The following is an 11,376-nucleotide window of genomic DNA, read 5'->3' as shown; positions in this document are numbered from 1 at the left end:
ATCTCGGCCATCGCGTTGATGAAGGAGATCTTCGTGGCTAAGAACGCGTTCGCCGCGACCTTCACCAACTCCGCCGTCGCGTAATCGGTCACGATCACCGGGGTGCCGGCAGCCACCGCCGCCCCATACACCTCATCCAGGATCCGCGCCGCACGCTGCCCCGCCTCCCCCGCCGGCACCCCATAGACCAGCCGGTCCGGGCTCACGGTGTCCTGCACCGCGAACCCCTCCCGCAGAAACTCCGGATTCCACGCCAACGTCACCCCCGGCACCCCCTCGGCCACTAACGCCGCCAACCGGGCGGCGGTGCCCACCGGCACCGTCGACTTGCCCACGATCACATCCCCCGGCGACACAAACTCCAGCAACGACGCGAACGCCGCATCCACGAACCGCAGATCCGCCGCATCCGAACCCGCCGACTGCGGCGTCCCCACCGCCACGAAATGCACATCCGCGTCCGCGACCGCGGCGAAATCGGTCGTGAACCGCAGCCTCCCCGACTCTGTCGCTGACGCCAGCACCTCCGGCAGCCCCGGCTCGAAGAACGGCGCCCGCGCCTCCGACAACGCAGCGATCTTCACCTCATCCACATCCACACCCACAACCGTGTGACCCAGATCAGCCATAGCCGCAGCATGGACGGCACCCAGATATCCACAGCCGATGACTGAAACTCTCACTGATCGTTCTCCTATCCCGCGTGGTCGTCGGACGGCCCGACGGAACAGCGTCGAACGTGGCCGGTGCGGGTGCCGCTCGATGTCAGGGGGGCACCCGCACCACTCGCCGCCGGGGGGATGATGGTGGCGGCGGGCCGATCGCGACGGTTCCCGAAATGCGTCGCGATGTGTGAAATTGTGTGCTCCAGCCTCGATCGATCGCAATGCCGGAAGAGCAAATTCACCCTGCTCAGAGCGAAGATCACCTCTCTCCTTGCAATGCAGGTAGTGCAAGCATTTCACCTCGCACTCGCCCCGGCGCTCACCCGATCGGTCGCTACCGTGATCCGCACGCTCGGGAACCGAAGCACCACGGGTCCCATGGACCCGATCTCTCCGAGCAGCAGAGGAACACATCAGAGACGGTTGGAGAGACCGATGGACAAACTCACGAAAGGGTTGATCGCGGGCGGCGCGGGCTTGGCGCTGCTGATCGGATCGGCCGGGACCTTGGCGCTCTGGAACGACGCCGCGACTTTGGATGCGGGCTCGGTCGACTCCGGTGTGCTGACGGTGGACGCGACGGGAGGCACGTGGGACAACTCGATCACCGCGTGGTCGCCGGGGGACTCCGCGACCTACACCGCGGACGTCTCGATCGTCGCGCAGGGCGACAACCTGCATTCCCAGCTCTCCATCGACCCGTCGTCGATCACGGGCGACCCGGCACTCCTCGCGGCCCTCCAGATCACGATGACGGTCGGCACGACCTCCGGAGGCACGCTGACCCCCGTCGCGGGCGAGCCGAGCACCTTCGACGTCGTCTCCGCGGCTCCCACGACGACCTCCCCGATCACCGCGCCGGTGACGGTCACCGTCACCTTCCCGCCGGACTCGGTCACCGGAACAGAAGCACAAGCCCAGTCCGTGCAGCTCAGCGGGCTCCAGTTCCTGCTGCAGCAGACACCCTGACGACAGCGCGGTCGAGCGGCACTCGAGGGAGGTGCGGTGATGGGAGAACGACAGTCGCGACGGTCGCCGCTGTATCCGGTGCTCCTGACCGCTTCGATCGCGCTCGTCGTCGGCCTCAGCGTCGGGGGGAGCTATGCACTGTGGAACGGAGGCGCTCCCATCTCCGAGACGGAAGTCCGTTCCGGAACCTTGACGGCAACGGTCGCGGTCGGTGATGCAGGCTCGCCGGCCGCGACCTCGGCTGCGTTCGACCCGGCCACGTTCGACGGCATGCTCCCGGGCGAGACCCGCTCGGCGACGCTCACGATCGGCAATACCGGCACCACCTCCTTTCTGGTGGCCGCGTCCCTGGATGCGACTTCCGCCGCGAACACGGAGGTGTCGTGGGCTCTCGCCCCCGGCTCGTGCGTCGCGCCGAGCGGCGCGGCCGTGCCGCTCGGCGCGACACCGCAGAACGTGGGCGACGCACTGCTCGGCAGGACGTTCTCGTCCTATTGTTTGACGCTCACCCTCGCCGCCGACGTCCCGGCGGAGGCTGCGGGAACCACCGTGGCCGACTTCACACTCCTCCTCGATGCGAATCAGTACCGGCCGTGACCCGACAGCTCGACTCGCTGGAGCATCGCCGAACCGTGTTCTCCATTGCCGCCGCAGCGGCCGTGCTCATAGGCGCGCTCGCGGGTGTCCCCGCCGCCGCGACCGCTCGGGCTGCCGTCGCGCCGGCCGTGGCGGAGGTCTATGTCCTCACGGCGCAGGCCGACAGCGTCGTGAGGAGCTCGCACGCGCTCTTCGATGGCACGATCCTCGTGCCGCGGGCGACCGCGCATGATCGGTTCGCCGTGCAGAACGGCTCAGGAGGAATCGCTTACCTCCGTGTCGCGCTGACCTCGGTCGACGTACCCGACGGCGACCTACGCCGCGCCCTGACTCTCGGCGTCTCGACGACACGGGTCACCGGCCCGGTCGTACCGCTCGACTCGGCCGGATCGTGCGTGACGTTGCTCGCCGGGCAGTCGCTGACACCCGGGGCGACCGTCGACGTCGACGCGGCGCTCGCGCTCGGCGACTTGGCCGGGACTTCGGGGCAGGCCCAACCGATCGGCTTCTCGCTCCTGCTGGTCCTCGACGCCGATCCGGCCGGCGCCGGCTGCGACAGCGGAGGGGCCGGCGGAGGAGGAGGCGGAGGAGGCTCCACGCCACCCGTCGCGATCGAGCGCCCGCACGCAGCGCCGCTCGCGGGGACCGGGTCCGACATCCTGGCGCCCCTCTGGAGCGCGGCGGCTCTCGGAGGCGCAGGGGCAGTCGCGGTCCTCGTCTCCCGCGTGCCTGTCGCGAAGCGCCGGGACGCCCGCCACGACTCGAAAGACGAGGGATGAAAATGGCCATCGCGAAGATGGGACATGGACGCCACTCGACCGGTCCACGGGCCCCGGGCACGGTCCTGGCGATCGCTCGCGCAGCCGGAACGGCGATCATCGCCGGCTTGCTCATCCTCGTCTGCGGGCTGCTGGTGGTGACGGTGGCCGTCCCCATCGCGACGGGCTCGGACACCTACACCGTGCTGACCCGGTCCATGGAGCCCGGTCTGCCGCCCGGCACTCTCCTCGTCGTACGGCCCGCGGCGGCCGACAGCCTCCATGTCGGCGACGTCGTGACCTTTCAGCTGAAGTCGGGAAAGCCTGATGTCGTCACCCATCGCATCGTCCGAGTCGAGGCGAGTTCCGACGGGACGAGGCGCTACATCACCCGAGGGGACGCCAATGCGATCGCCGACGCCTCTCCGGTTCGCGCCGAGCAGGTGCGGGGTCGCGTCTGGTACGCCGTTCCGACCGTCGGGTGGCTGGCCATCGTGAAGAACAGCACATCCTTGCAGCCGTGGCTCGTCGGGATCGGCGCGCTTCTCATCCTCTACTCCCTCGTCTCGATGGTCTCGTGGGTGCGCAAAGGCCGACGACGAGGTGACGGGCCCGTCACCCACCGCGAGACGTACATCTCGCTTTAAGGACGCATCTCGCTCAAGGACGCAGGCGAGCCAGCGGCGCCAGGGCGGCGATCACGTCTTCGAGGACGTGAGGCGCGAGGTCCACGAGGTGCCGGTCGGCGACCTCCCGGATGCGGTGCGCGCGGAGCGTGAGGATCTGTCCTGCCATCGCCTCGAGGGCGGGCGGAAGCGCTCCTCCGTCCACCAGGAACGACGTGGGAACGCCGAAGACCCCGGCCAGCCCGGCGAAGACTTCGCCGGCGGGGAGGTCGCCGCTGCCGCCGCCGACCAGCTGCGACCACTCGGACGGACGCAGAGTCAGGTCGCGCCGATGCAGAGCTCCGATCAGTTCCGCGTACGAGAACGGCTCTCCGCTGACCACCTCGGCGAAGTCCTGAAGCAGCTGGATCCGACGGGCGAGGGCCCCTCTCGAGAGGTCGCCGTGGGCGGTGTGCTCTGTCATCGAGCCTCCTCGGTGCCGGTGCGCCATCAGCCTCCACGGTCGCACGGGAACGGCGGTGGACGGGGTTGTCCACCCATGCGCAGCGTCGACTTTCACCCGGTCATTCGTCTACGGTCAAGGGTTTCCGGTCAGTGGGCCAGCGGGTGAACGCACAGGTGAGGATAAGGAACTCCAGGTATGAGCTCTACAATGTTACCTACAGACGTTGGGTGATTCAGAGGATGAAGACCCCCATATGCGGGGGCAACAGACCACGGTGATGGTCTTCCGCTGAGCGGTATCGCTCGCAATCGGCCTGCGATCATCGCACATGCGCTCCTGGGCGCGCCCGACCGATTGGGGTCCGGGGATCGGAGACCGGGGCCGAGCACGAGGGGGAGACAAGGGATGAGTCAGATGAGGGTCGCGCCACGACAGGTGCGCGTTACGTTTCGCGCGGTAGCCGGATCGTACGCAGTGACACCCAGCCGAAGGAGTCCAGCATGACCACCACGCACCCGCGCGAGACACGACTGCCGGATGAGATCGGGGATCCGGCACGGCTTCCCCGTCTCTCGCGGTACACGATCGAGCGGCCCGCGCTCTTCGAGCGCCTCGACCGTGCACTCCGCGAACAAGCGACCATCGTCCGGGCGCCGGCGGGCTACGGCAAGACGTCACTGGTCCGCAAATGGCTCGAGCGGGCGGAGGGTGCCGACCGTCCCTCAGCGACCTGGATCGACCTCGATCTCATCAGCGGAGGCATCGACGGGTTCTGGGACACCACCCGCAGAACGCTCGATCCTCGCGATGAGTCCGCGCTCTGGGCCACCGATCCGCTCGCGGCGGTGCAGGAGGTCCTCGGCCGACGTATCGAAACCGTGGTGCTGATTCTCGACGGGTACACGCGCCAGTGGGACGGCCGGCTCTCGGGTGAGCTCGCTCAGCTCCTCCGCCGCACCCCCAACCTGCACCTCATGGTGCTCACGCGCGCGCTGACCTCTTTCGAGGCCCCGGCCCTCGCGGCCGTGCTCGACCTGGTCGTCGTGCAGAACGACGACCTGGCGTTCGATCGCGACGAGCTCGACGAGGTCGTGCAGATTCTGAGCATCGACGTGGAGCCCCGCGTGCTCGATCACGTCTGGAAGCGCAGCCGCGGCTGGCCACTGGCCGCGCGAGCGATGATCCGCATCTTCGACGACCCCCGGGCAGTGCTGCCCGAGCCCGTCGTGACGCGGGCGCTGGACGAGATCTCCGAGACAGTGGTCTCCGAGCTGCTCGCCCACGCGCCGATCGCATCCGGTGAGCCGGACGGCCCCACCGGGCTTCAGCGCGCGGCTGTAGCGCCCTATCTCGAGCAGCACATCGCCGCACGCCTGGAGTCGGACGGAGTGGACGTCGGCGTGCTCGAACTCGCGGAGGCGGCCGGTCTCGGTGTCTGGAACTACGCGCGCGGTCACGGGCGGCTTGTGTACGAGTTGCTCGAGCCCGTGCGTGCAGTGCTCCGCTCCCAGCTCGATGAGAAGTCGCCCGGCGAAGGTGAACGACTCGCCGGTGAGCTGCTCGAAGTGCTCGAGGCCAACGGCGACCCGATCACCGCGCTTCGGCAGGCACTGCAGAGCAACGAGCTGGCGGCGGCCGAGACGATTCTTGCCCGGAATTGGAGTTCGGCCTTCACCCACGACGCAGCCGATTATCTCGAAGAGCTCGGCGTGATCGATATCGCGGCGCTCCGACCGTCGCCGATCCTCCTGACGGTGACCGGATTGTTGCGCGAGTACTCGGGCCGCGACCCGCTCGGCGCCCTCGACTACTACCACGCGGCCGCCGAGCCACAGGTACCGCGCAATCGCCGACTCGATCCTGTGAGGCAGTACTGGGCCGAACTGACCGCAATGATCGCGTTGCGCAAGGTGGGGAGGTTGTCGGAGGCAGATGAGCTGCTGTCCGCTGTGTCCTCTCCCGAGCTGTCCGTGACCGAGCCTCCGCTGGCCTGGCTCGAGGTGGGCCTCACCCAGCTTCGACTGGCTCGTGACGAGGAGGCTGCCGCTGCTTTCGAAAGGGCGGCGATCGGTGCGGCGGACGATCCGGATCTTCACGCGTACGCCACCGGTGCCGCGGCATTGGCGTATGCGCTGCATGGCGAGATCGACAGGGCGCAGACCGTCGCAGCCCGGGTCGACCGCTCAGTGGACGGCGAGGATGCGCTGCGGCGGTCCGCACTCGTTCCCGTCGTCGTCGCATCGCAGCTGATCCGTACGGAGACGGATCAGGACGACGGTGGACGGGTCGAGTCGTTGCCGCTCCTGGGCGCCGGCCTTGGTGAGCTGCACAGCTACGCGGCTTACGCTGCCGCGCTCAGGTCTCTTGCCGAAGGCCGCATCGAGCACGCGCAGCAGATCATCGACGCGGAGCTGCTCAGCAAGTCCCCGTACAAGCCGAGCAACACCGAACGGGCACGCTTCGTCGCGCTCGAGGGCGATCTTCTGATGTCCCAGGGCAACCTCGTGGGCGCCCAGAAGGTCATCAAGGCGTTTCCGGACGGCACCAACGCGCTGCGGCCGGTGTCGGCACGCCTGCTCCTCATGTTCCGTGAATACCGAAGCGCCCAGCTGCTTGCGGAAGCGGTGCTCGGGGAGGGCGGAGGCCCCCGCATCCGGGTGGAGATGCTGCTCGTGCAAGCCGAAGCGCTTCAGCGACTCAAGAGCGCACGCGGCGCGACGATCCGACTCAACGCCCACAGGGTCGCCGAGGTCAACAGCCTCCGCACGCCCTTCGCGCTGACCATCGCGAGACGGGACGCCCCATTGGTCGGATTGGCGGACGGGGGCGAATCCAGGTCGGCGGACACCGTGCTCGGAAGGGTCAAACCGCTCTTTTCGGAGGCGGCGATGGCTGCTCAGCTCACGCAGCGCGAGCGGATCGTGCTCGACCGCCTCCAATCGACGGCGAGTCTCGAGCTCATCGCACGGTCGCTCGTGGTTTCGATCAACACGGTCAAGACCCAGACGCGGAGTATCTACCGCAAGCTCGGGGCGAATTCCCGCGACGAAGCCGTTCGTATCGCCTACGACCTCGGGCTGCTACGGCCCCGGCTTCCGCTCGGACGCAATCGCTACGAGGGTGACGACCGGATCGCCTGATCCAGTCGGGATGGAGTAGTCGGATGTTCGGGAACCTCTTCAGCGGATGGCACATCATCATCATCGTCGCCCTGGTGGTGTTGTTGTTCGGCGCCACCAAGCTCCCCGCTCTGGCGAAGAGCCTTGGCGAATCGGTCCGGATCCTGCGCAAGGAGACGAGGTCGGAGGATGCGTCCGGCGACGCCGACAGTCGCGACACCGACAGTCGCGACACCGACAGTCGCGGCGAGGCCGTCGCGGAGGCGGAGCCGACGGAGCCGAAGGACGCGGAACCGGAGCCGCCGACGCCGGACGTCCCTCCTCAGCGGGACTGACGCGCGGGCGCCGCGCTGACGATCTGGATCAGGGCGGCACGCAGCGCGACGGGGTCATCGACCGCGGGGAACACCTCGTCCTCCAGCCCGCGCACCGCCTCGAAGGCGGAGCGCCCGCTCGGCGTGATCGCCACGATGTTGCGCCGGCGGTCGTCGGGGTCGGGTTCGCGTGTCACGAGCCCTTGGCGTTCCAGTCGGTCGACCGTGCGCGACATGGTCTGCGCCTCCACCTGGGCGATTCGGGCGAGGTCGGTCTGCGAGCGGAAGCCGAGCTCGACGAAGTGCAGCACGATCAGCCCCGCGTGGGTGAGCCCCCGGGACTCAAGAGCCTCGGACCAGGCGCGCTCCACGACGCGGGAGGCGGCGCCGAGCAGGCGACCGAGAGGCCAGCTGCCCGGCCCGGCCTCGTCGAATGCGGCGTCATCAGGCTCGTGCTCGGCGGGCTGACGCCCACCGGCTGCATCCGACGCCTCCTGCGCCACGGGCGTGCCTCAGTCGGTCCCGGCGTCGAAAGCCGCGCCCTCGGAGGACGCGTCGATCTCGCGGGAGAGCGCGTCGTCTGCAGCGCTGACGTCGAGCTCGAGGATGGAGCGGGCGCTGCCCTCCTGCAACTCGCCGACGAGTTCGCCGGTCGGGCCTCCGATCAGGCCGGCGGCCGCGTACTGCTCGAGGCGCGCGCGCGAGTCGGCGATGTCGAGGTTGCGCATCGTCAACTGGCCGATGCGGTCGGAGGGCCCGAACGCGGCGTTGCCGACGCGCTCCATCGAGAGCTTGTCGGGGTGGTAGCTGAGCGCCGGACCCGTCGTGTCGAGGATCGTGTAGTCGTCGCCGCGGCGCAGCCGCAGCGTGACCTCGCCCGTGATCGCCGAGCCGACCCAGCGCTGCAGCGACTCGCGCAGCATGAGCGACTGCGGATCGAGCCAGCGGCCCTCGTACATGAGACGGCCGAGGCGGCGGCCCTCGTTGTGGTAGTTGGCGACGGTGTCCTCGTTGTGGATCGCGTTGAGGAGCCGCTCGTACGCGATGTGCAGCAACGCCATGCCCGGGGCCTCGTAGATGCCGCGGCTCTTCGCCTCGATGATGCGGTTCTCGATCTGGTCGGACGCGCCGAGGCCGTGCCGGCCTCCGATCGCGTTGGCCTCCAGGACGAGCGCGACCGGGTCGGAGAACTCGGCGCCGTTGAGGGCGACGGGCCGCCCGGCCTCGAACCGCACGGATACGGTCTCGGGTGCGACCTCCACGTCTTCGCGCCAGGCCGCGACACCCATGATCGGGTCGACGATGTCGAGGCCGGCGTCGAGCTCCTCGAGTCGCTTGGCCTCGTGGGTTGCGCCCCAGATGTTGGCGTCGGTCGAGTAGGCCTTCTCGCTGGGGTCGCGGTAGGGGAAGCCGCGCGCGACGAGCCACTCGCTCATCTCGGTGCGTCCACCGAGCTCCTCGACGAAGGCGGTGTCGAGCCACGGCTTGTAGATGCGCAGGCGCGGGTTCGCGACCAGCCCGTAGCGGTAGAACCGCTCGATGTCGTTGCCCTTGTAGGTGGAGCCGTCGCCCCAGATCTCGACGCCGTCGTCCATCATGGCGCGCACCAGCATGACGCCGGTGACGGCGCGGCCGAGGGGCGTGGTGTTGAAGTACGTCTTGCCGCCGGAACGGATGTGGAAGGCGCCGCACTGCAGCGCGATCAGCCCCTCCTCGACCAGTGCCCGCTTGGCGTCGACGAGTCTGGCGATCTCGGCGCCGTACTCCTTGGCGCGGCCCGGGACCTCGTCGATGTTCGGCTCGTCGTACTGGCCGATGTCGGCCGTGTACGTGCAGGGCACGGCGCCCTTCTCGCGCATCCAGGCGACCGCGCAGGAGGTGTCGAGACCTCCCGAGAACGCGATGCCGACTCGCTCACCGACCGGAAGACTGCTCAAGACTTTGGACACGGCTTTTAGCTTAGTGCGGGTGTGCGGCGCCTGCTTTCGGGGTGGAGCGCGGCCGGTGGCCGCTCAGTGGGCCGATCCCAGGCCCGGATGCACGCCGGGCCGGTAGCCGGCGGAGGCGACGAGCCGCGTGAGGGTCGCGAGCAGCGCCTGGCGCTCCTCCGCGCTGAGCGCGCCGAGCAGGGCCTCCTCCTGTTCGTCGGCGAGACGGTCGCCGGCGGCGAGCACTTCCCTCGCCGAGGGCGTGAGGTGGATGGCGTAGGCGCGGCGGTCGTCGGGGTGCCGACGGCGCTCGACGAGACCCCGCGCCTCCAGGTCGTCGATCAGGCCGACCATCGAGTTGCGGTGCAGGCCGAGCGCCGTGGCGAGCTCCTGCTGGGTGCGGCCCTCCTGCCGGGCGAGGTGGGCGAGGACTCCGAAGCGGTTCGGTGTGATCCCGAGCGGGGCGAGCGCCGCGGTGAAGCGCTGCGCGCTCTGGAGGCCGAGCTGGGAGAGGAGGAAGCTGGCGCGCGTCTCGAGGGCAGGGACGGGGAGCTGGTCATCCGGGACGGGCATCCCGACATCGTACCAATCAGTGATTGCACATCACTGTGATTATCACTTACCATGCCGATATGAAGCTCACAATCTTCGGCGCCAGCGGTCGTACCGGCGCACAGCTGGTCCAACAGGCGCTCGACCGCGGGGACGAGGTCACCGCCGTGTTGCGGAGGCCCGCCTCCCTCGACCCGCGCGTCGCCGTGCGGGTCGTCCCCGACTTCTCCGACACCGCCGCCCTGCGGGCCGCGATCGGCGATGCCGACGCCGTGCTGTCCGCGATCGGGCCGCGTTCGCGCGCGGACGCACCCGTCGCAGCACCCGCCACGCGCAGGATTCTGGCGGCGGCGCCGGCCCGCCTCGTCGTCATCAGCGCGGCGCCCGTCGGGCCGCCCGCCGCGGACGACAGCTTCATCAGCCGTCGCGTCGCCCTCCCGCTCGTGGGCCGGGTCCTGCGACCGGTCTACGACGACCTGCGCGAGATGGAGGCGGAACTCGCCGCCTCCGACACGGTCTGGACGGCCTTCCGGCCTCCGCTGCTCACCAACGGCAAGGCCACCGGGCGCTACCAGACCCGTGTGGGCGGGAGCGTGCCGCGCAGCTTCAGCGTCTCGCGCGCGGACCTCGCCGCTGCGATGATCGCCAGCCTGGGGCGCCCGGAGACCGAGCGGCAGGCGGTGGGCATCGCAGCGTGAGCTGACGTGCTAACCGCGCCCGTCGGCCTCCATCGCCGGGCACTCACCGCCGGGCGTCGTCGCGAGCTCGAAGTGCCAGTTCTCGTTCGCGTAGGTCTGGCAGATTCCCCACTCCGACCCGAAGCGGCTGAGGAAGTCCATCGCGTCGGCAGTGCCGATGTCGACGGCCTCGCCCGACACGTGGGAGGAGTCCGCACCGCGCTTGACCCAGCGCTCGGCCTCCTGCTCGCTGCCGTACTTCTGCACCGCACGGGCGAACAGGTACTCCTGATAGCGCAGTGAGCGCCAGCCATCGACGACCGTGATCTCGGTGCCCCGTTCGTCGACCGCGGCCCGGTCGGCCGCGCGCAGAGCCTCCAGAAGCTTCGGGTCGAGCCGCTGGATGGCGGGCAGGTCGCTGTCGAGCGTGAGCGAGTCGCCATCGGCGATGTAACCGTCGTCGTCGGTCAGCTGCGATGCGTCGGTCGGCACGGGTGCGATGCCGACGGCGGTCGTCGCGGCGGTGCAGCCGGTGAGAGCGACGAGAGCGGAGAGTGCGAGAGCGGCCGGGAGGAGGCCGCGACGTGCGGGGGCGGTGCGAGGGGAGGGCATGCTTCCAGCGTCGCAGCGGCGCGCGCCGCCGTCGTCGCCCCCGCGACGTAACCGCATCCGTCGCGAGAGGTACCTGGCCCTCGCGGGATTTGCGGCAAATGGTGCGTCTCGACG

13 protein-coding genes are annotated in these 11,376 nt (G+C 69.3%); 7 read left to right on the top strand and 6 right to left on the bottom strand.

From position 1 onward, the window contains the following. Nucleotides 1–683, bottom strand: a 683-nt coding sequence (locus AC0HS0_RS17245; protein WP_472965367.1) for a nucleotide sugar dehydrogenase, incomplete at its 3' end; no start/stop codon positions are given. A 417-nt stretch (nucleotides 684–1,100) separates the two neighbouring features. Here AC0HS0_RS17245 and AC0HS0_RS17240 point away from each other — a divergent pair. The 4 genes from AC0HS0_RS17240 to AC0HS0_RS17225 are packed head-to-tail and all read left to right on the top strand — an operon-like array spanning nucleotide 1,101 to nucleotide 3,636. After that, on the top strand, nucleotides 1,101–1,634 hold the full coding sequence (locus AC0HS0_RS17240) for an alternate-type signal peptide domain-containing protein (RefSeq protein WP_472965366.1): 534 nt from the start codon (nucleotides 1,101–1,103) through the stop codon (nucleotides 1,632–1,634). 39 nt (nucleotides 1,635–1,673) lie between these two features. After that, nucleotides 1,674–2,231 (top strand): hypothetical protein, encoded by a 558-nt coding sequence (locus AC0HS0_RS17235; RefSeq protein ID WP_472965365.1) that lies wholly within the window; start codon nucleotides 1,674–1,676, stop codon nucleotides 2,229–2,231. Then, a complete protein-coding gene (locus AC0HS0_RS17230) occupies nucleotides 2,228–3,010 on the top strand; it encodes a hypothetical protein (RefSeq protein WP_472965364.1) in 783 nt (260 codons plus the stop codon). Before AC0HS0_RS17235 ends, AC0HS0_RS17230 begins: the two co-directional genes overlap by 4 nt. Before the next feature lie 2 nt (nucleotides 3,011–3,012). Next, nucleotides 3,013–3,636 (top strand): signal peptidase I, encoded by a 624-nt coding sequence (locus AC0HS0_RS17225; protein ID WP_472965363.1) that lies wholly within the window; start codon nucleotides 3,013–3,015, stop codon nucleotides 3,634–3,636. Nucleotides 3,637–3,649: 13 nt separating this feature from the next. On the opposite strand, the gene AC0HS0_RS17220 is transcribed toward AC0HS0_RS17225, so the two are convergent. Further along, nucleotides 3,650–4,078: a hypothetical protein gene (locus tag AC0HS0_RS17220; protein ID WP_472965362.1), complete on the bottom strand. Its 429-nt coding sequence runs from the start codon at nucleotides 4,076–4,078 to the stop codon at nucleotides 3,650–3,652. Between the two features lie 482 nt (nucleotides 4,079–4,560). Between AC0HS0_RS17220 and AC0HS0_RS17215 the strand changes: the two genes are divergently transcribed. Next, complete coding sequence (locus AC0HS0_RS17215) at nucleotides 4,561–7,200, top strand: helix-turn-helix transcriptional regulator (RefSeq protein WP_472965361.1); 2,640 nt, start codon at nucleotides 4,561–4,563, stop codon at nucleotides 7,198–7,200. A 23-nt stretch (nucleotides 7,201–7,223) separates the two neighbouring features. Next, entirely contained in the window at nucleotides 7,224–7,514 is a 291-nt protein-coding gene (gene tatA / locus AC0HS0_RS17210; RefSeq protein ID WP_472965360.1) for a twin-arginine translocase TatA/TatE family subunit, read from the top strand. Here tatA and AC0HS0_RS17205 read toward each other — a convergent pair. The 3 genes from AC0HS0_RS17205 to AC0HS0_RS17195 all read right to left on the bottom strand — a co-directional run bounded on the left by AC0HS0_RS17205 (nucleotide 7,502) and on the right by AC0HS0_RS17195 (nucleotide 9,994). Further along, nucleotides 7,502–7,996, bottom strand: coding sequence for a MarR family winged helix-turn-helix transcriptional regulator (locus AC0HS0_RS17205; protein ID WP_472965359.1), 495 nt, complete (start codon nucleotides 7,994–7,996; stop codon nucleotides 7,502–7,504). The two genes, tatA and AC0HS0_RS17205, sit on opposite strands and share 13 nt — an antisense overlap. Before the next feature lie 9 nt (nucleotides 7,997–8,005). Further along, a complete protein-coding gene (gene argG, locus AC0HS0_RS17200) occupies nucleotides 8,006–9,442 on the bottom strand; it encodes an argininosuccinate synthase (RefSeq protein WP_472965358.1) in 1,437 nt (478 codons plus the stop codon). A gap of 63 nt (nucleotides 9,443–9,505) precedes the next feature. Next, the gene (locus tag AC0HS0_RS17195) at nucleotides 9,506–9,994 is read right to left on the bottom strand and encodes a MarR family winged helix-turn-helix transcriptional regulator (RefSeq protein ID WP_472965357.1); all 489 of its coding nucleotides are present in this window, start codon (nucleotides 9,992–9,994) and stop codon (nucleotides 9,506–9,508) included. A 59-nt stretch (nucleotides 9,995–10,053) separates the two neighbouring features. Here AC0HS0_RS17195 and AC0HS0_RS17190 point away from each other — a divergent pair, with 59 nt between their 5' ends. After that, nucleotides 10,054–10,671 (top strand): NAD(P)-dependent oxidoreductase, encoded by a 618-nt coding sequence (locus AC0HS0_RS17190; RefSeq protein ID WP_472965356.1) that lies wholly within the window; start codon nucleotides 10,054–10,056, stop codon nucleotides 10,669–10,671. Between the two features lie 9 nt (nucleotides 10,672–10,680). Here the strand turns inward: AC0HS0_RS17190 and AC0HS0_RS17185 are convergent, their stop codons facing one another. Further along, nucleotides 10,681–11,262 carry a M15 family metallopeptidase gene (locus tag AC0HS0_RS17185; RefSeq protein WP_472965355.1) on the bottom strand — a complete coding sequence of 194 codons (582 nt, stop codon included), beginning with the start codon at nucleotides 11,260–11,262 and terminating at the stop codon, nucleotides 10,681–10,683. Nucleotides 11,263–11,376 lie beyond the last annotated feature (114 nt).

Source organism: Leifsonia sp. PARNA 1/14, assembly GCF_055720965.1.
Note: the sequence above shows the minus strand (reverse complement) of the source record. Positions and strands in the feature narration are given on the sequence as shown.